The organism is Alteromonas sp. 5NS40-0096 (genome assembly GCF_057544385.1).
In genome coordinates this window covers 452735-475434 of record NZ_BAAJLQ010000003.1, presented here as the reverse complement: position 1 = coordinate 475434, position 22700 = coordinate 452735, and the positions used below count along the sequence as shown (strand labels likewise).

At 46.6% G+C, this 22700-nt stretch carries 22 protein-coding genes and 1 tRNA gene; 7 read left to right on the top strand and 16 right to left on the bottom strand.

Translation table 11 applies throughout. The features are described from left to right. The 12 genes from AC27G9_RS12055 to AC27G9_RS12000 all read right to left on the bottom strand — a co-directional run bounded on the left by AC27G9_RS12055 (position 1) and on the right by AC27G9_RS12000 (position 11369). The gene (locus tag AC27G9_RS12055) at positions 1-2130 is read right to left on the bottom strand and encodes a FlgK family flagellar hook-associated protein (RefSeq protein WP_487074497.1); all 2130 of its coding nucleotides are present in this window, start codon (positions 2128-2130) and stop codon (positions 1-3) included. Further along, positions 2127-3068, bottom strand: a complete 942-nt coding sequence (gene flgJ, locus AC27G9_RS12050; RefSeq protein WP_487074495.1) for a flagellar assembly peptidoglycan hydrolase FlgJ — start codon at positions 3066-3068, stop codon at positions 2127-2129. The genes AC27G9_RS12055 and flgJ overlap by 4 nt, the downstream gene beginning before the upstream one ends. Continuing rightward, the gene (locus AC27G9_RS12045) at positions 3068-4180 is read right to left on the bottom strand and encodes a flagellar basal body P-ring protein FlgI (RefSeq protein ID WP_487074493.1); all 1113 of its coding nucleotides are present in this window, start codon (positions 4178-4180) and stop codon (positions 3068-3070) included. The genes flgJ and AC27G9_RS12045 overlap by 1 nt, the downstream gene beginning before the upstream one ends. A 12-nt stretch (positions 4181-4192) precedes the next feature. Continuing rightward, on the bottom strand, positions 4193-4873 hold the full coding sequence (gene flgH, locus AC27G9_RS12040) for a flagellar basal body L-ring protein FlgH (RefSeq protein WP_487074491.1): 681 nt from the start codon (positions 4871-4873) through the stop codon (positions 4193-4195). A gap of 11 nt (positions 4874-4884) precedes the next feature. Next, positions 4885-5673, bottom strand: a complete 789-nt coding sequence (gene flgG, locus AC27G9_RS12035; protein ID WP_487074489.1) for a flagellar basal-body rod protein FlgG — start codon at positions 5671-5673, stop codon at positions 4885-4887. 43 nt (positions 5674-5716) lie between these two features. Continuing rightward, positions 5717-6460, bottom strand: coding sequence for a flagellar basal body rod protein FlgF (locus AC27G9_RS12030; protein ID WP_487074487.1), 744 nt, complete (start codon positions 6458-6460; stop codon positions 5717-5719). A 106-nt stretch (positions 6461-6566) separates the two neighbouring features. After that, positions 6567-7946, bottom strand: coding sequence for a flagellar hook protein FlgE (flgE, locus tag AC27G9_RS12025; protein ID WP_487074485.1), 1380 nt, complete (start codon positions 7944-7946; stop codon positions 6567-6569). A gap of 16 nt (positions 7947-7962) precedes the next feature. After that, on the bottom strand, positions 7963-8649 hold the full coding sequence (locus AC27G9_RS12020) for a flagellar hook assembly protein FlgD (RefSeq protein ID WP_487074483.1): 687 nt from the start codon (positions 8647-8649) through the stop codon (positions 7963-7965). Positions 8650-8677: 28 nt separating this feature from the next. Beyond that, the gene (gene flgC / locus AC27G9_RS12015; RefSeq protein ID WP_487074481.1) at positions 8678-9100 is read right to left on the bottom strand and encodes a flagellar basal body rod protein FlgC; all 423 of its coding nucleotides are present in this window, start codon (positions 9098-9100) and stop codon (positions 8678-8680) included. Next, complete coding sequence (gene flgB / locus AC27G9_RS12010) at positions 9100-9501, bottom strand: flagellar basal body rod protein FlgB (RefSeq protein WP_487074479.1); 402 nt, start codon at positions 9499-9501, stop codon at positions 9100-9102. Before flgB ends, flgC begins: the two co-directional genes overlap by 1 nt. Before the next feature lie 90 nt (positions 9502-9591). Then, a complete protein-coding gene (locus AC27G9_RS12005) occupies positions 9592-10422 on the bottom strand; it encodes a CheR family methyltransferase (protein ID WP_487074477.1) in 831 nt (276 codons plus the stop codon). A 23-nt stretch (positions 10423-10445) separates the two neighbouring features. Further along, the gene (locus AC27G9_RS12000; RefSeq protein ID WP_487074475.1) at positions 10446-11369 is read right to left on the bottom strand and encodes a chemotaxis protein CheV; all 924 of its coding nucleotides are present in this window, start codon (positions 11367-11369) and stop codon (positions 10446-10448) included. 171 nt (positions 11370-11540) lie between these two features. On the opposite strand from AC27G9_RS12000, the gene flgA reads away from it, so the two are divergent. From flgA to AC27G9_RS11985, 3 genes are all read left to right on the top strand, one after another. Further along, complete coding sequence (gene flgA / locus AC27G9_RS11995) at positions 11541-12269, top strand: flagellar basal body P-ring formation chaperone FlgA (protein WP_487074473.1); 729 nt, start codon at positions 11541-11543, stop codon at positions 12267-12269. A gap of 103 nt (positions 12270-12372) precedes the next feature. Beyond that, the gene (gene flgM, locus AC27G9_RS11990; protein WP_487074471.1) at positions 12373-12702 is read left to right on the top strand and encodes a flagellar biosynthesis anti-sigma factor FlgM; all 330 of its coding nucleotides are present in this window, start codon (positions 12373-12375) and stop codon (positions 12700-12702) included. Positions 12703-12716: 14 nt separating this feature from the next. Beyond that, positions 12717-13148 carry a flagella synthesis protein FlgN gene (locus tag AC27G9_RS11985; protein WP_487074469.1) on the top strand — a complete coding sequence of 144 codons (432 nt, stop codon included), beginning with the start codon at positions 12717-12719 and terminating at the stop codon, positions 13146-13148. Here AC27G9_RS11985 and AC27G9_RS11980 read toward each other — a convergent pair. Together AC27G9_RS11980 and AC27G9_RS11975 are read right to left on the bottom strand one after the other, a co-directional pair. Continuing rightward, positions 13145-13939, bottom strand: coding sequence for an SDR family NAD(P)-dependent oxidoreductase (locus tag AC27G9_RS11980; protein WP_487074467.1), 795 nt, complete (start codon positions 13937-13939; stop codon positions 13145-13147). The genes AC27G9_RS11985 and AC27G9_RS11980 overlap by 4 nt on opposite strands. 119 nt (positions 13940-14058) lie before the next feature. Continuing rightward, entirely contained in the window at positions 14059-14526 is a 468-nt protein-coding gene (locus tag AC27G9_RS11975; RefSeq protein ID WP_487074465.1) for an LPP20 family lipoprotein, read from the bottom strand. A 123-nt stretch (positions 14527-14649) separates the two neighbouring features. Between AC27G9_RS11975 and AC27G9_RS11970 the strand changes: the two genes are divergently transcribed. The 3 genes from AC27G9_RS11970 to smrA all read left to right on the top strand — a co-directional run bounded on the left by AC27G9_RS11970 (position 14650) and on the right by smrA (position 16626). After that, on the top strand, positions 14650-15876 hold the full coding sequence (locus AC27G9_RS11970; RefSeq protein WP_487074463.1) for a flagellar assembly protein T N-terminal domain-containing protein: 1227 nt from the start codon (positions 14650-14652) through the stop codon (positions 15874-15876). A 45-nt stretch (positions 15877-15921) separates the two neighbouring features. Beyond that, positions 15922-15997 (top strand) — tRNA-Arg (locus tag AC27G9_RS11965). A gap of 53 nt (positions 15998-16050) precedes the next feature. Further along, positions 16051-16626, top strand: coding sequence for a DNA endonuclease SmrA (gene smrA / locus AC27G9_RS11960; protein ID WP_487074461.1), 576 nt, complete (start codon positions 16051-16053; stop codon positions 16624-16626). 7 nt (positions 16627-16633) lie between these two features. Here the strand turns inward: smrA and AC27G9_RS11955 are convergent, their stop codons facing one another. Together AC27G9_RS11955 and purL are read right to left on the bottom strand one after the other, a co-directional pair. Continuing rightward, positions 16634-16771 carry a hypothetical protein gene (locus tag AC27G9_RS11955; protein WP_487074459.1) on the bottom strand — a complete coding sequence of 46 codons (138 nt, stop codon included), beginning with the start codon at positions 16769-16771 and terminating at the stop codon, positions 16634-16636. Positions 16772-16938: 167 nt separating this feature from the next. Next, positions 16939-20823, bottom strand: a complete 3885-nt coding sequence (purL, locus tag AC27G9_RS11950) for a phosphoribosylformylglycinamidine synthase (protein ID WP_487074457.1) — start codon at positions 20821-20823, stop codon at positions 16939-16941. 237 nt (positions 20824-21060) lie between these two features. On the opposite strand from purL, the gene mltF reads away from it, so the two are divergent. Continuing rightward, on the top strand, positions 21061-22464 hold the full coding sequence (gene mltF, locus AC27G9_RS11945; RefSeq protein ID WP_487074455.1) for a membrane-bound lytic murein transglycosylase MltF: 1404 nt from the start codon (positions 21061-21063) through the stop codon (positions 22462-22464). Positions 22465-22700: the final 236 nt, after the last annotated feature.

Below are 22700 nucleotides of genomic sequence, written 5' to 3'. Positions count from 1 at the left end.
TTACCTAACTGAACTTAAAATGGTGTTGAACAACTCTTGGGCAGTTGTCAGTATTCGCGCTGCGGCCGCGTATGATTGCTGGTAACGAATCAAGTTTGCCGCTTCTTCGTCTAAGTTAACGCCGGATGTAGACTCAAACCACGTATTAGACTGTTCTAACATCGCGTTGGCCGCATCCAAAGATATCTCTGCACTTGACGCTTGCTCTCCGATTCTCCCTACCAATGAAGAGTATGACTCGTGAAATGTTCTCGGTTGTGAATTGCTGTTCGTACTGAGTTGGACGAGACCGTCTTGCTGTAGATCACTCATCTGCAACAAATTACTATTGTCATTGATCCCGTTGGTATTGTACGAAATATCAAACACGTCACCCGCAACAGGAGCCCCCTCAATACTGAGATCATACCCCGGATAATCATCTAGTGCAGCGAAGCTAGCAGGCCAAGCGGGGCCGGCTCCTGAGGTCTCGGCTTGAGCCAGTAAGTTGTTGTAATCGGTAACACCGGTGACATTTGCAATGGTATTTCCAGCATCATCTAAAACTTGATAGCTCGATGCTGAGGTAAACAATATTTGAGCAGGTGCACCGACAGTGGCGTCGGGTGAACCTGCTACATCGTGAATACCGCCAGCACCGTCGAAAGCAGAAGCTTCTGCACCCAATGCCGCATCTACTGTGGTGTTAGTTACCGTGATACCAGTCACTTGCGCATCGCCGAGGTTATCGAGATTTGGCTGGACGCGAATTGGCGCTGCAAACGCCAAGTCTTCGCCTCGATTTGTTGCAAGCGTAATCTCGGTCGCCAGCTCTTTAGCGGGACGAAACAAGAACTCGTTGCCAACGGCATAGCCGCTCGCACTTTGGAAATCGACTTCAATACCGCCAGGGATACTATTAAACCCGGTACCAACAGTAATACCCGTGAAAGACACAGCCGATCCGGTTTCATCGACTTTTGGGCTACCGTCACCATTGAGAAACTCTACCGATACTTCTGTTGGTAGTCCGCCAGTCACCGCAGTTACCGTCACTTTAATATCAGCATCCGTGAAGGTAATGCCATCGCCGGCTTCAATCCGTCCTGTGGCATCTAACGCTGTTGAGGTACCATCGAAAGTAAGCCCCTCAAACTCAGGAATATCAAAGATGTCACCGCCTAACTGCAGATCCATGTCCATCCCTAATGCGTTTTGCGTATTTAGCGCATCTGCAAACGTTACGGTCAATTGTCCGATATCGCGCTGTGCTGCGCCTAACACTTCATCTCGGTAACGAAACAAGCCACCTAAAGTACCGCCGAGCTCATTCTCAGTCAGGTTGATAGCAGTATTGTTTTTAGCGCCATCAAAATCCGTTGATAGCTGTAATTCTTTGAAAGTAAGATCGGTCGTGCCCGCCAGTTCAATGACGTTAAACGAACCATCATCCAAGACCAGAGATTCTCCCGAGGTAAGGTTGACAAGAACAGTACCATTGCCGTTGCTACTATCTCTCACGTCGATGGCCACGATATCAGCAAGCTCATTGATCAGCTGATCTCTCTCATTGTACAACGCACTGGGGGCGTTATCAGGATTACCACCAGCACTCGACAATATGGATTGGTTCAAATCACCAATGCGTTGAATCAAAGTATTCGCTCGGTTCACTTCACTGGTGAATTCAAGGTTGAGCTCTTGCTCTCGATCATTCAAATAGTCGGCAAGTACGTCCGTGCGACGTAAAAATGATTCACCGCGAGCAAGCACTACATCTCTTGACGCTAGGTTAGTCGGGTCATCTGCGGCTGTTTGTAGCGCACTAAAAAAGTCACTTAATGCAGTGGCAAGAGAGTTTGCTTCATTCGCTAATATATCGTCGATAGCAGCCGTTTTTTCTTGAAACGATTCCAGCTCTCCAACACGGGTAATATCTCGGCGAAGCTGATTTTGTGCAAAAACGTTAATCACTCGCTCAGTCGTGACATTACCCACTCCGCCAACTAAACCGTCTTGCAAGGTAGTGCGCTCGCGGACATAGCCTTCCGTGTTGACATTAGCAATATTGTTACTTGTAGTTTGGAGTAAGCTGTTACTCGCGTTAACACCCGCAGAGGCAATCGTGAACAAATCTACATTTCTAATCATGGCCTAAACTCCGCCAGCGTCGCGCTTTTTAGCACCGACAAGATCTTTTCACTGTATTTAGGATCTGTCGCGTACCCTGCTTCTTGTAGTGCATTAAAATAAGATTCGCTGTCTTGAGCGTTACCGACAGCATCCTTGTACCTGTGCTGCGACTGAATAAAGTCGACGTAGTCGGTGAGGCCCTGCTCAAGAGTATCGTAAGCTCTAAAGGCAGCTTTCTGCGGTTTCGCCGTGCCATTTGTAAATTCTAAAGTATCAACAACGGCCTGCTTCCCTTGCCAATTTGCGTTCGCTTTGATCCCAAATAAATTAAAGGAGCTATCACCATTGCCTTGATGAATGACAAATTGTCCCCACCCAGTTTCCACCGCCGCTTGAGCAATAAGTGCTTTTGGATCAAGACCCAGCGCTTGAGCCGCTTTTTGTGCGTGTGGATACAAGGTTTCAACAAACGATTTGGCATCGTCAAAACCGGGGGCTTTAAAGGCAGGCTTATCTGCTTTGACCTGTGACTCAGAAACAGTTTGTCCGTCGGTTCGGCTGATTCGCGTCGTCAAACTATCAAGATTGCCGTCGTTACGCACAACACTACCCGGCGTAAAACCGTCTTTCCCTGGGCTCATTTGCTGCACAATTAAATCAGCGAGTCCCATACCACCGCCACTGGCTAGGTCATTGGCTAATTGCTGATCGTGCATGTCGCGATAGAATTGCACTTGTTGACTGTTAAAAGGACTATCTTTATCGGCAAGGGCATCTTGTGCTTTGCGCATCGATTTCAACATCATTTGAACGAAAATGGCTTCGAACTGCTGCGCAGCTTCTTTCAGGGCGCCTTCGTCACCGTTATTCACGGCTTCTCTAAGTTTATTAACGCTGCCCATATCATGGACATTGCGCGCCATTTCTACTTGATGTTTTGCGCTGCCGTCTATCATTAGATCACCACTAGCTCGCCTTGCAGCGCGCCTGCTTGGCGCAACGCTTCAAGGATTGCCATTAAGTCGCCTGGCGCCGCGCCAACTTCATTGACTGCTCGCACTAGCTGATCAAGCGTGACACCGGGGTCAAACGTGAACATGCGACTATCCGCCAAATTGACATCGACGATTGAACGCGTAGTAACGACAGTTTCGCCATCGGCCAACGCGTTGGGCTGAGATACTTGCTGGTTTTCCGCAATTGTTACTGTCAGGCCGCCGTGAGTGATTGCGGCTGGTAACAAACGGACATCCTGCCCGATGACAATGGTACCAGTACGGCTGTTAATCACGACGCGCGCTGGCGCTTTGGCGGGTGTGAACTCGAAGTTTTCCAAAGTCGCTAAAAACCCAACTCGCTGACTCACATCACGAGGAGCAGACACTTTTACGGATGTCGCATCTAGCGGTTTCGCGATCACATACCCTTGCTCAGGCTGTGCTCCCAACCGCATATTGATCGTGTCGGCCAGTGCTTTCGCTGTAGAAAAGTCAGGGTAATGAAGGTTAAGGGTAAGCGAATCGCCCATACCAAAGCCACTCAATACCTCCCGTTCAACAACGGCACCGTTGGCAATTCGACCGACCGTTGGCGTGTTGATGACAATTCTTGAGCCATCTCCACCTTCAGCGCCAAAACCACTGACGACTAGACTCCCCTGCGCCACAGCATAAACATTGCCGTCTACGCCTTTTAAGAAAGTTTGAAGTAGGGTACCGCCCTGTAGGCTCTCGGCCTCACCGATAGACGATACTGTGATATCAATAGTCTGGCCTGGCTTAGCAAAGGCCGGTAAATCTGCGTGTACGGCAACCGCAGCGACATTGGAAATATTGGGTCTAGCGTTAGCCGCCAATTGGATACCAAAATTACCCAACATCGTTCTAAAACTTTGTTCAGTAAACGGACTTTGCTCACCTGTACCAGGCAAACCAACAACCAGACCATAACCGATCAACTGGTTAGATCTCACACCTTGAATACTGGCGACATCTTTGATGCGCTGTGCCATCACAGTTTGGCTAGCGAACACCGAGAAAATCAAACAAAGTACGAATCGAATACGCATATTACCGTCTCTCTAAAAAGGCCACAGACTGGAAGAGAAAAATTTCGTTAACCACCCTTTCTCTTGCGCTCGGGCGAAACTCCCTGTTCCGCTGTATTGAATTCGGGCATTGGCAATTTTTGTCGATTGCACCTCGTTTTGAGGGCTAATGTCTGCCGGGCGGATAATGCCAGTAAGGCGGATATATTCATCACCCTGATTTAGGGTTAACCACTTTTCACCGCGAATCACAAGGTTTTGGTTGGGTAGCACTTCAACAACAGTGACAGAGATATTACCTTGTAGACTGTTGCTCTGATTGGCCTGGGCATCACCTGTAAATTCATTGGTTGAATCAATGCCGAGCTGAATGGACTGTCCATTGACTGTCGCATTGCCACCCCCTAACCCCGTTATAGGTTCCACTGTCATCTCAGTTTCGCGAGTGGTTAGTGTTCGAGCAACCTTTGTCGCATTGGTGTTCTCACTCAGCATCACGGTAATGATGTCACCGACTCGCCTAGCCGTAATATCAGAGTAGAGACTATTGGCCATGTACGGGCGAAATAGAGAACCGTCTTGTACCAATTTTTCTCGCGGTATCTCTGGTATTACCGGTGCAAAAGAAGGATCATCGGCCTGTACCGGTGGTTCACTTGTCGACATGCAACCCGACAACAGCAACGCAATCAATAAGGGTCCAAAGGTTCTCACAAATTCACCTATTAAAGTTGTTGAATGACTTGACCCAACATCTGGTCAACAGAAGAGATAACCTTAGAGTTCATCTCATACAAACGCTGACTTTCAATCAGGTTTACCAATTCCTCTGTCACGTTTACATTGGAGGTTTCAAGGGTACCTTGTGCCAACGTCCCCAATCCTTGCAGTCCCGGAATACCTTGAATAGGTGCACCACTGACGGCAGTTTCTAAAAAGAGGTTTTGGCCAATCGGCTGTAACCCCGTTGGGTTAATAAAATCAGATACGTTGAGCTGACCAAGAATTTGGCCATCTGGCTGACCTCGAACAGTGGCAGATACTTGCCCGTCTTGAGATATCGTTATCTGCTGCGCATCTTCGGGGATAGCAATTTGTGGCTGTAATAAAAAGCCAGCGCCAGGCGTTACAATCTGGCCTTGGTCATTCAGCGTAAACTGGCCATTACGGGTGTAAGCAATCGTGCCGTCCGGCTGAAGAATCTCAAAATAACCCCGGCCTTGAATCGAAATATCCAGCGCGTTATCTGTAGTCAGCAAGTTACCTTGGGTGTGCGACTTTTGTGTCGCGACCACTTTAGACCCCGCACCTAGCATCAGGCCGGAAGGCAATTCGGTATCGGCAGATGAACGCCCGCCAGGTTGATTAATATTCTGATAAAGCAAGTCTTCAAATACCGCTCGGTCTTTTTTGAAGCCAACAGTAGAGGCGTTTGCAAGGTTGTTGGAAACCACTGCAACGTCAGTCTGAGCCGCATCTAGTCCAGTTTTACTAATCCACAATGCCGGGTGCATGTTTCTACCTCCGTTGCGTTCGCCGCAACTAATCTTGTTTAACTTACAGAATTCTCAGCAGCATATTGCCTCGGGTATCGAGCTCTTCTGCTTGCTTCATTAATTTCACTTGTATCTCGTAGTGTCGTTGCAGACTCATCATGCTAACCATCTCATCCACAGCATTGACATTTGAGCCTTCCACAACCCCAGTACGTACTCTTACCGTTTCATTCGCATCTGCCGTTTCGCCATTCATCAATCGAAATAAACCATCTCCACCTCTATGAAGGTCTCGCGGTGGTGGATTGACGAGCTTTAGTCGGCCAACCTCTTCGAGAACGGTCGGTGGCGCGCCTTGTGGACGTGTAGAGACAGTGCCATCGCCAGCGATATTGAGATTTTCTAAGGGCACAGGTAGGAAAATAGGCCCGTTATCACCTAACACCATATTGCCGGCCATGTCTTGTAATATGCCATCAGGACCGAGCTGAAAACTGCCGTCACGTGAGTAAGCCTCATTACCTTGCTTGTCCTGAACAGCAAACCAACCATCGCCTTGAATTGCGACGTCTAACTCGCGATCAGTTTGAATCATGGCCCCACCTTCATAGTTATTAGTGGGACTCTCTGTCATCGCAAACACGCGAGTCGGCAAACCTTCGCCGTATGCCGGCATTGCTCTTGCCTGTTCAAGCTGCGCTTTGAAACCGTTGGTTTGTGCATTCGCCAAATTATTGGCGCGGACGCCCGTCGCCAGTAAGTCTTGTGACGCTCCACTTGACGCGATGTACAGTAATTTATCCATGACGACCTTTTGACAAAAACCACAATAATACTGAGTAGCTGCAAGGCTAGTGCCAAAATGCAAAAAAGCCGCAATTGCGGCTTTTTTGTCGGGGTGAAGATGTCCGTTATCGGATATTCAGAATAGTCTGGTTAAGCTGGTTGTTAACTTCCAACGCTCTCGAGTTAGCCTGGAAATTTCGCTGAGCGATAATTAAGTCAATCAGCTCTGTCGTTAGGTTAACGTTAGCTTGCTCCAGCGCAGATGAGTTAATTTCACCAAAGGTACCAGTTGTACCCTCACCCGCCAACGCCTCACCAGAGAGAATGCTCTCTTTCCACTGTGTATTACTTTGTTGCGTTAGTCCCTGTTCATTTGAAAAACGAACCAGTGCGATTCGAACAACAGGCTCTGAAGTACCGTTGGAGAACGTCGCTCTCACCAATCCATCAGGACCAATGTCAATACCGGTAAGTCGTCCTACTGGCAAACCATCTTGCTCAAGAGACGTGACTTCAAATGCAGAAGCAAACTGCGTAGGTTCTACTGGCGTCGCACTGCCAGGTGATAAGTTAAAATCGACAGTAACTTGCTGCGAAGGATCAGCACCATTGGCAAGAATACCAGCGCCAAACGCCTCGGTCATCAGTTTCAAGTCAGCTTGAGCAGTACCATCGGCGGACTCTATCGCTTGGAAATCCCCGCCTGTAGAGAAGATGAGTTTGGCAGCACTGACCGCGTTACCTGATGCGGTACCCAATGCATTGGTTGCTGTCGCCGGGTCGGAATCAGTACCATCTGAGTTTGTAATATCAACTAATACATCATCGACAGCCGTCGCCACATACCATTCATTATCAACCGCATTATCTTTAACAAAGTAGTAGGTCATAATGTGGCTGTCACCGAGTGAATCGTAAACCGTCACCGATGTCGCAGCGTTGTATGTCAATGGATCATCGGGATCGAATGCCGCAGGATCTAAACCTGTGTCACTGGCAGGTAAGTTCATTCTTAAATCGACTTCACTGGTCTGTTGCGGAGAACCAGAAGAGTCTGGGATACGCACAGGCACAGTTGTACTTAATGCAACAGAGGAGCTTGTGCCGTCAGGGTTGATTGGGAAACCCAGCAAGTTGTCGCCGTTACTGTTAACTACGAAGTTATCCGAATCCAGTTTGAACTGACCCGCTCGCGTAAAGCTAAAGTCTCGAGATTCGATTTCTGGCACGGTAGCGAAAAAGCCGGTACCTGTAATAGCCAAGTCAAGAGCAGTGTTTGTAAACTGCAGACTACCTTGCGAAAATTGTTGTGCGACTTCTTGTGTAATAACACCGTCACCGACTTTGGTTCGGCCACCCGATAACAAAGACGCAGCGTAAACATCACCAAATTCGGCGCGAGATTCTTTAAAGCCTACTGTGTTAACGTTTGCAATGTTATTTGCGGTAACATCTAGGTCTCGTTGTGCTGCGGATACACCGCTCAAAGCTATATTAAAAGACATATTCTATATTCTCCACTTAACCGCCGATCTGGATAACATCATCTAAGTTGATACTGACGTCACCGTCCAAATTCAAAATAATACCTTGGTTACTGCCTGCTAGACTGACACTGGAAACGTGTCGATTGATTGCAGTAGGAATGGCAACGCCTTCATTGTTTGCCTCTCCTGTTACTGAAACTACATATTCACCGGCCGGCATAGGATTGCCGCGTGAATCCGTTCCGTCCCAGCTAAATTCAATATTGCCTGCCGGTTGTGTACCGGCATCAATCACTCGGATGACTTCACCCAAGCCATTTTGAATAGTGATTTCCATGTTCTGAACGGTCTGCTCATTGACAACTACGCCAGTGAAACCTTCGCCTTCAGCTCCCATGTAACCAATGTTACCGTTAACCAATACGTCTTGACCGATCAAGCCCGACGCTTGTAACGCTTGATTAGACGTCATTGATGTTGCGAATGATTCAAATTGTTCATTCAGCTGAGAGATACCTTCAGAGGTAGTAAATGCTGTCATCTGCGACACCATTTGATCATTATCTACCGGCTTGGTGGGATCTTGGTTAGCGAGCTGTTCGGTCAGCAAGGCAAAAAAATCTTCTTGGGTTAAGTTCTGTTCGGAGCCATCGACGACAGGAACCGTCTCTTCTTGCCACCTTAGATTACTGTTTAACCCTAACGTATCTATCGTATTCACAATATTATCCTCGTCCGCTCAAACTAGCCTATTGGCCTTGCCCTAACTGCAATACTCGTCGGAACAAACGTTTGGTGGTATCCGCAACCTGTACATTAGTTTCGTAGGCTTTTGATGCCGACATCATGTCCGCCATTTCTTCAACCACATTGACGTTCGGCTTATAAATGTAGCCATTTTCATCCGCCATGGGGTTGCCTGGTGCGTATTCGATTTGTAAAGGCTTGTTACTTTCGACCACACCCAATACTTGTACCCCAACCCCTTTAGTCTGGTCATCGGTGGCACGCTGCATCTCTGCGGCAAAAACTGGGTGTCTAGCTTTGTAAGTGTCGCCATAACTGCTACTGACGCTGTTAGCGTTAGCAATATTACTCGCTGTCGTATTCAGCCTGACTGATTCCGCTTCCATACCAGTGCTGGATATGGACATTACATTAAAAAGTCCCATTAGCGACCTCCTCCACTTACTGCTTTCTTCATTCCTTTTAGCTTACCGTCGAGGAATTGAAGTGTGGCTTGATAACGCAGACCATTATCCAAAAAGGCATTTCGCTCTTTTTGTACTTCGACTGTATTACCATCACCCGTATCTGGTTGAGTGGGAACGCGAAAGTCGATGTCGTAACCGCCTTTCACACTGCCCGCAATATGTTTTTCATTGGTACGCGTTAAACTTTGACCTTGTTGTAGCTTGGCTTGACTCATCGCCTGTTGAAAGTCGATGTCTTTTGCTTTGTAACCTGGCGTGTTTGCATTTGCCAAATTACCGGCAATGACTTCCATCCGGTCATTCCGGATATCCAATGCTTTCTGATGAAAACCAACTAGTCGGTCTAAATTAATTGCCATAACGCGCTCCTCATTCATCGAAGAGGTAGCAATTCAAATGCCAAGTATTTACTTTGAGGAGAAAAAAGCGCGCAGGATACGCGCAAAGCGTTATTTTTTCTGGTAGTAGAGGCCCGGGTGGCATTTCACCATATTGAACAAATCCCCAGCGACACTGATAGATTCAGATGCGCCAAGGAACAAAATGCCGCCAGGAGGAAGTAAAGCGGCAATTTGTTGCAGTATCTTTTGTTTTACTTCCGGGCTGAAATAAATCAAAACGTTCCTACAGAACACAATGTCAAACTGGCCCAAACTAGCGTAACTGTGTAGCAGGTTAAAACTCTTAAATTGAACCATGCGTTTCACATTGGGTTTAACCTGAAGCATGCCATTAGCATGAGGCGAAAAATAGCGTTCTCGCCTGTCTACTGGAAGGCCTCGAGCCAACGACAATTCGTCATAACACCCTTCTCGGCATTTATCGAGCATCGAATTCGATAGGTCCGTGGCGGTAATATCTACAGATAACCGGGATACAGAGGGCGTCAAACGCTGTGCTTCAAGCGCAGACATAGCAATCGAATAGGGTTCTTGCCCCGAAGAACACGCCGCACTCCAAATACGCAGACGAGTTTTCTTCGCTGCCGCCTGTGGCAACAACTCTTTAATTAGAAGTTCAAATGGATAGTTGTCTCTAAACCACAGTGTTTCGTTAGTTGTCATCGCATCGACAACGGTTTGCAGAAGTTGGCGGTCACGGCCTGAGATTGCCTGCTCGACCAACCCATCTAAACTGTCATAGGGTTGGTCATAGAGTAAAGATGACAGTCGACTACGAACGAGGTATTGCTTGTTTTGCCCCAAAACAATACCGCATTGCTGCTCTAGAAAACGACTGAACTTAGCGTAGCTGTCCGTTGAAAGTTCTTTGTTCTTCAATGAAACGCTCTGTCGGTTGTCTATCAATCGTTACCTAACCATTTTTGCACAGCAGTGGCTAGTTCGTCCGGGTGAAACTTCGCAATAAAATCATCTGCACCTACTTTCTGAACCATTGCTTGGTTAAAAACCCCGCTCAAAGAGGTGTGTAAAACTACGTGTAATCGTTCGAGCTCCGGCGTATTTTTGATTTCAGCGGTTAAGGTGTAGCCATCCATCTCAGGCATTTCGATATCCGATACGATAACACCCACTCTGTCGGTAACATCACCGGTTTCAGCGGCAATCTCTTTCAATCGATTCAACGCTTCTAGACCGTTTTTCGCCATTTCAATTTCTAGGCCTAAGGTCGTTAGCGCCTTTTTCACCTGATTCCGTGCAACAGCGGAATCATCAGCGATAAAGATGATCTTGTCCTCATTGCCTTCAGTAGATAAATTGGCTGCAACGTCTTCGCTCACATCAGTATTCAATGGCGAAATTTCATTGAGAATCTTTTCTACGTCGAGTATTTCGATCAATTCATTCTCTACCTCAGTCACCGCCGTCAAGTAACTTGCCCGGCCAGTCCCTTGTGGTGGAGGCATGATGGCATCCCAGTTCGTATTAATGATGCGTTCCACCGCGCCAACTAAAAAGCCTTGGACTGAACGGTTGTACTCGGCGATGACAATAAACGCACTCGATAGGTCTTCAATACGTTTCCCGCCTGTCGCCATGCTCAAGTCGATAACGGATATGGTTTGCCCGCGAATATGAGCGACACCGCGCACTAAGGCGTTGAGTTTTGGCATTGCAGTCAGAGGAGGACATTGTAGTACTTCTCGTACTTTGAACACGTTTATCCCGAATCTTTGGCGGCCATTCAGCCTGAAAAGCAAAAGCTCCAGCCTGTTTTGCCCCACCAACTGTGTACGTTGGTTAACGGAGTCGAGAATTCCTGACATACATCACCTCTTTTTCATTTGGGCATGAACATTGCGTTGTTCTAATAAAACGCTTTAATGCGATCGTAAACGTCATTTTTATGACGCTTTAGCTGTTAAAAGTTATCGGTATTGCATAAGCATTGTTTAATCATAGTCAATCTGACGCAAACTGAACATGAAAAAGTCATTATGAACGTAATAAACTCTAAACGAATCAAAACTCGCAGCTTCATTACACTGATGATGGGACTTTTATTGGGTTTCAGTTCTGCTAGTTCAGCGACTCAACCGCAACCATCAAACCACGTTCAACTGACTCAAGCAATCGAAAGTTATCTCAGTCAACTAATCAGTCCATCGTTTGACAGCGAGCGAATCCACGTCGTAGTTTCACCAATCGACAAACGGATAAAAATCCCTGCATGCACGGGAGGTTACCACTTGCATGCAGAGGAAGAAAGCCTTTCTCAACCCTACATTTCAGTGCGTGCGAGCTGCCCAGATACAAATTGGTATTTATTTGCCAGCACTCGAGTCACGCGTACACGCTCGATCGTTGTTACCTCAGGCATACTGAGCCCAGGCACAGTATTATCTGCACAAAATTTAACCTTAGCCGAAGTCGATGTTAAACGACTTAGACACACGGCTTACACGAGCATGGACACACTTATCGGTGCTAGGATCAAGCAGCGAGTACGGGAAGGCCAACCGGTACAAGCAAACATGTTGTGTTTCGTCTGTAAAGGCGATCGCGTTACGATCAAAGCGCAAATGACAGGAATGCAAGTAAAAACGTCGGGAATTGCGAGCCAAGATGGTGTCATTGGTGATGCAATTCAGGTGATGAATACCAATTCTAGAAAGACAATCATCGCGCAAGTTGCTAGTGCACAAGAAGTTATTGTGAATCTGTGATATGCTCTCAAAAAGGTATGAATTTAGACGTAAGTTTAATTAAAGATCTCCCAGACTCCGCCGATAACCTGTGTGAGGTGGAAAAAGGTAGTGAGACAAAACCATGGCTATCAATAATGTAACTAATGGTGCTCCAAAGGCGCCAATTGATAACGCAAGGGCGAATACGCAGCAGGCGCAACAACAAGCGACTGCGCAAAATGCTCAGCAAACACAGCAGGCCGCTGCGGCACCGAGGCAGGATTCAGTATCCCTGACTCAGTCTGCTCAGCAACTGAATCAAGTTCAGAAGAAAGGCACTGAGGCGCCCGTCAATCAAGAGAAGGTTGACCGACTCAAAAAGGCAATTCAAAGCGGTGAGTATGAGATTAACCCTCAATCTCTTGCGCGTAAAATTGCACGTCTTGAATCAGAAATATTTGGTTCTAAGTAGTATATCGGTTGAAAATGGCTGCAAATATTCATTCGCTGATTGACTCCCAACTTGAAAACCTGACGACTTTGTCAAGTTTACTTGAGCAAGAGTTACATCTCATTTCAGGCAGAGATGCCGACGCCTTGATGCAGCTGTTAGCAGAAAAATCAAACAACCTCGAAGCCATAGCAAAAATGGACAGCGCCATAGCAGAGGTTTATCAGAGTTTGACGGAAACCGAGCGTTCGGAAGAATCACTTCAGCACAAAATCAGCGAAATCCAGTCTTTACTCGAAGACTGCAAATATCGCACATCGGTAAATCAAAAAGCCGTGGAACAAGGTCAACTCAAAATTGCCCACTTACGCAATATGCTGACTGAAGCGCGTGCCAAAGAGTCGATGACCTATGACAAAAGCGGTCAAACGAAAGGCGGCACGCTTGGCAAAGGTATCAGCGCCTAAGCCACTTTCTCCATTGCACGCTTAGACATTGAAAGCACCAAACGTCTGGGCAATAGTGGCACAATCCAATTTATCAGAAACCTCAAATTTCTCTCGTTAATCACAACTAACTTGTTATCTAGCATTCCTTGATAGCCTATTTTGGCCACTGAAGCGGGGCTTTTTGCATGCTTAAACAGGTCAACGCCTTCGAGGTTTCCCGCTTTGACAAATCCTGTGTCAACTGCGCCTGGGCACAGTGCAGTCACCGAAATACCCGTTCCTTCCAACTCTTTCGCTATCGCTTGGCTAAAAGACGTAACGTAAGCCTTGGTTGCGTAGTAAACGGCTTGCAATGGCCCGGGCATAAATGAGGCAGTAGATGACACATTGAGTATTTTGCCCCGTCGTCTTTTATGCATGTCTTGGATAAATAGATGTGTAAGTTCCGTCAGGGCAACGAGGTTGACTTGAATCATCGCAGCATCACTTTCGATGTCTCGTTCGTGAAAAAAACCGTGGCCACCAAATCCGGCATTGTTGATGAGAATATCAACATCGATACCAGTGGCTTGGACCTCATGATAAATTTCTTTTGCCGCGCCAGGCAGTGAAAGGTCTTTGTCAATGACGCGTACTGCTATTTCATAGGTATCCGTCAGAAAAGTTGCCAGCTCTTTAAGTGCATCAACGTTTCTTGCAACGACAACTAGATCACCACCACGTTGCGCATGTTCGATACAAAAAGCACGGCCAATACCGGAAGACGCGCCAGTGACAAGCGCGACCTTGTTTGAAGGTTGTTGTAACATATCAGGTTCACTTGTGTAGATAAGATACGGCGATCTTAGTACTGTTTGACCCGCACCACACTCGCTGAACACGCCAAGTGACTTGCAATATACGCCCCTTATTGGAAAAGCGCTCTATGCTAGTAATAACGAACCTGCTTTACTCTGCGAGGCTTTGCGGTAGACAAATAGATTTCATACACGCGCTTCATATCAAGCTCTAGCTCAGTCGCATAGGTATCTTCACCAACAGGGTATGCTTTGACAACTCTAGCACCCCGTATCACGCCTTGTACCGAAGACTCCAATTGTGAATTGTTCACTACCATATTGGCAATCGTATCTTTGCCATCAATTTTTTGGCCATACACTTGTTCTGCTAGTTCTTTATAAGCATCGAGCTTCGATGCTTTCATTGCCATCAAGGTCTTTTCGCTGAGATTACCACCCATCTGGCTGTCAATTGGCGCATACCCCACGGCATTAAGTAGCGGGTAGGATTCTGGCTCGACTACCTCCCACTCTACATATTTATCAAACATGTTGGCACACGCAGTTGTCAGCATGAGCAAAACAGACAGGCACAATAGTTGAATTGCTTTAAACATTAACTTTTCCTACTCAGGTGTTCCAATTCTGTATTTCTACGTTTTACTAAGCAACTAATATGCCTGAGTGTCTACAGATAAAAATACGGCATGCGAATTGCTGTTCACTACAACGTAAGACGAGTGTTATTCAACTTATATTCGAGAGAAGTTAGCGCTATGCATGGGTTTTGGCAAACAACAAGCTTAATCATACAAACCGCAAAGACCATACTTATTGCCGTTGTTTTCCTGTTCAGTATTCCTGAACGGCAAGCTTCTGCCGCCTGGTTTGAAGCGAAAGGTCAGGCTGTTGTATTTGACGGTAACAAGCAGGATGCGTTAAACGCAGCCACCAAAGACGCCATCAAACACGCCATGCTTTTTGCTGGCGCATCGATACACAGCGTCCAAACGCTAACGAATGGATTGCTGTCGAGCGAACAACTTGAAATCACGGCAAGTGGCGAAGTCAATCAACTGGAACTCGTTTCTGAAACTTGGTCAGGCGATGTTGTCACAGTAATGATTAGAGCCAATATCCTTCCGCAGCAACAAACTTGCTCATCGGCAGATTTTAGCAAATCTATAGTTAGTACTCACTTCCCCATAAACAAAAGAAATCAAGCTACAGATGGGAGAATACACAACTTGGGTAATGCCATACCAGAACGATTGAAAACGATTATGATGGCAGATCCTAACCAAGCGATTATCGATCATGTTGCCAATTACACTGCGAATTGGACAGACTCAAATATTGACCAACAGGCGCCAGAGTTTGCGAGACAAGAACATACCCAGTTTGTTTTGTCAGGGCAAATTAAAGATATTAGCGTTGAGCGTCAGCGCCCTGGCTCACTAGCATTTTGGAAAAGTGCCACGGCCACGCGCTATTTTGAAATGGACATTAAACTTCTGGATGGCATCACGGGTGCAATTTTATTAAATCAAAACTATCATTTTGCGGCACCTTGGAAATTTGATAGGTTCACCTCAGTTGACGTGTTCAGTCAGTCGTTCTGGAACAGTGAATACGGCATTCAGCTAGAAGATACACTTAAACAGATTGCCACTGATTTGGATATGACACTCATATGTCAGCCAGCGACTGGCAGAGTCTTGAATGTAGTAAACAATCAACTCACCGTCTCCATAGGTCAAGCAAACGGCCTAAAAGTAGGCGACAAACTCTCGCTCTATCAAGTCAGCGAATACACTGACACCTATGGCAAATCTCATTTGAAATACAATATCCACCCGGAAGCAGTTATCGTGGTGTCTAGCTATGTAGACAATGCGATTCTTGAGCCAGCGGACGGTAGTTTACTGTCCAATATTCAACCAAACGACTTCGTTGCGGTTCGTTAAGTCTTTTGTTTGTGCTTTGTCTGGTTATAATGAAAGAAGTGAGCGGTCCCCATAGTTTAACTGGATAAAACAAGAGCCTCCTAAGCTTTAGATCTGCGTTCGAGTCGCGGTGGGGACGCCATGCATTCTACCCTCTTGTTACTTTAATGGTAACTTTTGCTTCTTGGAGGATATATGTACGAAGACTCAGATGAACTCCAATCCTTCTTATCCGAGATGGGTGATGTCAAACCGCTAAAAAATGATAAAGCCGAATTGCGCGATGCCCAGATGAGTATCAGGGAAAAGCTCAAACGCGGTATTGTGGAAGATAAAACCGAATCGTTAAATCCCTTGAGCATGGAAGGCGTTGTTCCCATTGACCCCGAGGATTACCTGACTTACCAACAACCGGGTATTCAAGACGGCGTGTTCAAGAACCTAAGGTTAGGAAAGTACCCAATAGAACACAAAATTAGTGTCGCAGCTATGCCGCTTGAAGAATCAAGAGAGACACTATTTAGAAGCTTGTTAAAGTGCCATGAGAAAGGCATGAGAGCGGTAGTTATTAACCATGGCAAAGGCGCCAACAGTAAGCCCTTTCCTGGCTTGAAGAAAAGCTACGTCAAACACTGGCTTGATGAACTAGATTTGGTGATTGCTTACCACACAGCGCAACCACATCACGGTGGTACAGGTGCGACTTATGTTTTGCTGAAGAAACACCCTCAACAAAAACAAATCAATAGAGAACTCAATCGGAAGCGGTAATATATTTTTAGTGGGAATGAAGCGAGATGCTTTCCACAGGCATTGGCGTCGATTTAGCAGAGGTACTGAATACTGCGGTTAACAACATTAACACAACAGCTACAGCAACACCTGTTAACCCAAACCCCTTTGATGAACGATTCATTTTTCGTCTCTTATTATAACTTGTATGCGTATCTTTAACGCTTGACTGCTAACTATCCGTAAAACTGTAACGATTCCATTCGCAACTTACTGTAAAACAGAAAAAAACCGTTGACAAGGTGTCGATGACAAAAATTTGACACCTTGTCAAAAATTGCTTTTTTCCGATTAGCCGATGAACAACCTCGCATTTCTAAACATGCGCATCCATGGGCCGTCTTCCTGCCATTCGTCCGCTCTCCACGAGTTTGCGACAGCACGGAATACTCGCTCAGGGTGTGGCATCATAATTGTCGCCCTACCATCGGTTGATGTTAACCCAGTAATCCCCTCTGGCGAGCCATTGGGGTTCGCAGGATATCGCGTAGTAACCTGGCCATAGTTGTCTACATAGCGCAGAGCCACTTTCGCAGAGTTGTTCAGGGCCACAATATCACTCGGTTGAGCGAATTCAGCTTGCCCCTCGCCATGCGATACCGCAATAGGCATTCTTGAACCGGCCATACCGTTAAGCAAAACTGATGCCGATTCTTGAACTTCTACCATTGCGACTCGAGCTTCAAAACGCTCAGACTGGTTCGTAACAAAATGGGCCCAATGTTCTGTACCTGGGATCAAAGACTTGAGGTTAGACAACATTTGGCAGCCATTACAGACTCCCAGACTGAAGGTATCTTGCCTGTTGAAGAAGGCGCTAAACTCGTCACTTGCTTTACTGTTGAATAAAATTGACTTAGCCCAACCTTCGCCAGCGCCCAATACGTCACCATAGGAGAACCCACCACACGCTGCTAGACCTTTGAATTGGTCAAAAGAGACTTGCCCGCTTAGCACATCACTCATATGTACATCGACGGCATCGAATCCCGCGCGATCAAATGCTGCTGCCATTTCAACGTGAGAGTTAACCCCCTGCTCTCTCAAGATTGCCACCTTGGGGCGAACACCTGTAGCGATATATGGTGCAGCGATATCTTCATTGATATCGTAGCTCAGTGCACTGTGTAAGCCAGGGTCATTGGCGTCTTTTTTCGCTTCAAATTCTTGCTCAGCACAGGTTGGGTTATCACGTAGTCGCTGCATATGCAGCGTTGTCTCTGCCCAGATTGAGCGGTAGTGTACTCGCGTATTCTCAAGTACGGTTTCACCATTGACGTTAAAGCGAATACTGTCATCGCTATTGAGCGCACCAATTACTGTTGAGCAAGATGCCAGACCTTGCTCTGCCAGCACGTTATTTACTGAGTCAAGATTATCATTCGCCACTTGAATCACGGCTCCCAACTCTTCATTAAACAGAATGTCTAATGTCGAACCAGACAAACTAGACAGATCGATGTCGATCCCCGTTTTGCCTGCAAAAGCCATTTCAACTAATGTCGAGAACAAACCGCCGTCAGAACGGTCGTGATACGCCAACAGCTTGTCATCTTCAATGAGGCTTTGTATCGCATTGTAAAAGCCCAGTAATAGTTGAGCTGAGTCAACATCGGCAGGCTTATCACCAAGTTGTTGGTATACCTGAGCTAGACACGTGCCGCCCATGCGATTTTTACCCTGGCCCAAGTCAATCAAAATGAGTGAAGACTCACTCGATTTCAACTCTGGCGTCAGCGTTTTACGAATGTCCTTAACTGCACCAAACGCAGAAATGACCAATGAAAGAGGCGCTGTTACAGCCTTATCTTTACCATTGTCGTTCCAGGCCGTTTTCATCGACATTGAGTCTTTACCGACTGGAATCGTCAGGCCTAGTTCAGGGCAGAGTTCCTCACCAACGGCCTTCACTGCCTCATACAGACCCGCATCTTCACCAGGGTGACCTGCCGCTGCCATCCAGTTAGCAGAAAGCTTAATACGCTTGATATCTCCAACAAAAGCAGGAGCAATGTTCGTAATCGCCTCTCCCACAGCCAGTCTTGCTGAGGCACCGTGAGAAAGCAGTGCAACTGGCGTTCTTTCGCCCATTGACATGGCTTCACCGTAGTAGCTATCAAAACTGCTTGCGGTAACAGCAACGTCTGCGACCGGGACTTGCCAAGGACCGACCATTTGGTCGCGGCTGACCATGCCCGTTACAGAACGGTCACCAATAGTGATCAGGAATGTTTTTTCTGCGACAGTTGGCAAGCGGAGAATTCTTTCAGCCGCATCGCTGAGGGTGACACCACTTAAATCAAGGGCAGCAGACTCAAACGTTTTTGACTCGACGTCACGATGCATTTTGGGTGTTTTGCCAAGCAATACATCGAGCGGCATGTCGATTGGCTGATTGTCAAACTGCGCATCATTAAGGGTTAAGTGCTCCTCTTCTGTCGCTTCACCGACAACCGCAAATGGCGCGCGTTCACGTTGACAAATTGATTCAAACAGCGCTAAATTTTCTGGAGCCACGGATAACACATAGCGCTCTTGAGATTCATTACACCACAGTTCCAATGGTGTCATGCCAGCCTCGTCTGCTAATACATCACGCAACTCGAACTTACCGCCTCGTCCACCATCACTCACAAGCTCAGGCAAGGCATTTGACAAACCACCCGCGCCCACATCATGGATAAATTGGATCGGGTTGCTTTCCCCCAATTGCCAACACGCATCAATAACTTCCTGACAACGTCGTTCCATTTCTGGGTTGTCGCGTTGCACAGAAGCGAAATCCAAATCTTCGTTCGACTGACCAGATGCCATGGAAGAGGCTGCGCCACCACCAAGGCCGATATTCATAGCCGGTCCACCTAACACAATGAGTTTTGCGCCAACTGTGATTTCACCTTTGGCAATATGATCTTTTCGAATATTGCCCAAACCGCCTGCCAACATAATTGGCTTGTGATAGCCACGTACCTCAGTACCATTGAAGCTGGTTACCTCTTGTTCGTAGGTTCTGAAATACCCCAGTAAGTTTGGACGTCCAAACTCGTTGTTGAACGCGGCACCACCTAATGGGCCCTCAATCATAATATCTAGTGCACTAACAATGCGTTGTGGACGCCCATAATTAAGCTCCCATGGCTGCTCCGCGCCCGGTAAATTCAAGTTAGAAACACTGAATCCCACAAGACCGGCTTTAGGCTTAGAACCTCGACCTGTGGCGCCCTCATCGCGGATTTCACCACCCGACCCTGTTGCGGCTCCAGGGAATGGAGAGATAGCTGTTGGGTGGTTATGGGTCTCTACCTTCATCAAGATATCAATATCTTCTTGATGATAGGTATACTGATGAGACTGAGGCTCAGGGAAGAAACGCCCCGCCGCCCAGCCTTCCATTACCGCGGCATTGTCTTTGTACGCAGAGTGCACATACTCAGAAGAGACCTCGTACGTATTTTTGATCATTTTGAACAAAGACTTAGGCTGACTTTCGCCGTCTATTGTCCAATCGGCATTAAAAATTTTGTGACGGCAATGCTCTGAGTTAGCTTGGGCGAACATGTAGAGTTCAACGTCATTCGGGTTACGACCTAAACGGGTGAAATTGTCATAAAGGTAATCGACTTCATCATCTGCTAGCGCCAGTCCCATTTTGGTGTTGGCTTCGCTAAGGGCTGTTTTTCCCTGTCCCAAAATGTCTACCGAACTGAAGGTCTTGGCTTCAGCATCAACAAACAATACAGAAGCTTGCTCAAGATCAGTGAACACAGACTGAGTCATGCGGTCATGTATCGCTGAGACAATTATGTCACGTTCATCACTTGAAAGATTTTCAGCATCGACATAGAAAGCACAACCACGCTCAATTCGATTGATATTGTTCAATCCACAGTTGTGAGCGATATCAGTTGCTTTTGACGACCAAGGTGAAATAGTTCCTGGCCTTGGACTGACGAAAAACACATCGCCAGCCTGCTCTTGTTGGGAACGTTTGGGTCCATACGTCAGCAGTTTATCGAGCACGTTACGCTCTTCTGCAGATAGAGGTTCGGATACGTCAACCAGATGAATAAACTCTGTAGATAACGCGTTTACTTTTATATTTTGTTCCGAAAGTTTATCGAGTAGTTTTGTTACTTTGAATTCAGAGAGTGCAGGAGCGCCTCGTAGGACCAACATATTACAATTACCTGTGTGTGTGCAGGCTTTTTCAGCGCGCAATCAACACCCGAAAGGAAGACTTCAGGGTATGTGAATTGCCCTACTTTTAAAGCCGATAGGTTGATGATTGTTTCGCCGCGGATTATAGAGGAAAAGAGAGCATATTGATAATTAAATCATCAATTAGCGTGTGGTTTTTTTGAATAAATCTATTATTTTTATTGTCTTGTCGCCGAGATAAGTCAAAATGACCTTATGAGACAGAAAAGTGCTACACATTTCATACCCATCGCGTTGCTGATCATTGCACTGTTCAGCTTGGTCTCCTGCTCGCCTGTACCACCCACAACGCCATTAAAAGCGGTCTACGCAAACGGCGTGCTAAAAGTCGGTACATTATACGGTCGTACCACCTATTTTCACGGCCCGGGAGGGCCTGTAGGTTTTGAGTATGAACTGCTCGATGGCTTCGCTCAATACTTAGGCGTTACCCTCGAAGTGTATCCTTATTACAATATCACCGAATTACATGATCAACTGGCCAAAGGTCATATCGACCTTATCGCCAGTGGACAACCCGTCAGCGAATTCGAATTTGAGCAATTTCACGTCGGCCCAATTTATCAATCTGCCAATCATTTTTTAGTGTTCAAACAGGGCAACGAGATGCCAGACTCATTGGAGTCCCTCGAAGTCCCCGTGACCGTTGTTGCTGGCAGCATGCATGCGAGTTATTTACAACAGCTTCAAGATGCCTCATTACCGGTAAATTGGACCTCGACGGAAGAGCTCGATACTGTCGAATTACTCGAGCACGTGGCAAACGGCGACTTGCCTTATACACTCGCAGATAGCAATACACTGGCGATTCATCGTCGACGTTTCCCGCAATTAAGTATCGCAAAAGCAGTAGTTGAGAATACTCAGGTATCGTGGTTGGTTGGGAAACATCAAGACGATCTACTATTAGCCAGTATGCTTGAATACTTCAGTCGCATTCGCCAAGACGACAGCCTAAGTGTTTTGGAAGAAAAGTACTTTGGCCATATTCGACAATTCGATTATGTCGATACCCGAGCATTTATTGCTGCCGCAGAGGCTGTTCTGCCAACATACCAGCCGTGGTTTGAAGAATATGCTTTGGACATGGATTGGCGTTTACTTGCTGCTATTAGTTATCAAGAGAGTCACTGGAAGCCGAATGCTAGGTCTCACACAGGTGTGAGAGGGATGATGATGCTGACTCAGGGCACGGCAAAAGATATGGGAATTGAGAAACGCACCGACCCTCGTCAGAGTATAAGAGGCGGCGCTAAGTATTTTGCCAGTTTAGAAAGTCGCATCCCGGCGAGAATCCAAGCGCCTGATAGAATCTGGATGGCGCTGGCGGCCTACAACATTGGCTTGGGTCATTTAGAAGACGGCAGAATATTAACTCAACGCGCCGGCGGTAACCCTGATTTATGGATAGACGTAAAACAGTACTTACCACGCTTAACACAGAAAAAGTATTACAAACAAACTCGATATGGCTTTGCCAACGGTGATGTCGCGGTCAAATACGTTGAGAACATTCGACGTTATTACGACACCCTAGTTTGGTTAGATATGCAAGCACCTTCAATTTCTCCTGCTATTTCTTCCTCTGAGGCCCCCTAAGGGAGTGTTGACCTAGCAATGGCGTTAAAAACGCGACCAAGATACCGACTTGTCCGACTAGTCACAATGACAAATCCATCATTGCATCGGTAGAATAACGAGACTGTCGATGGAAAGGACTTGAAAAAGTGTCACATTACCTTCATTTATAGGGGGTAGAGTGTCACACAGTGAGTTCTCCATCACTACAGTGTTGTCAAAAGGAGAGCAACGTGAAAAGAACAAGAATGTTAAAT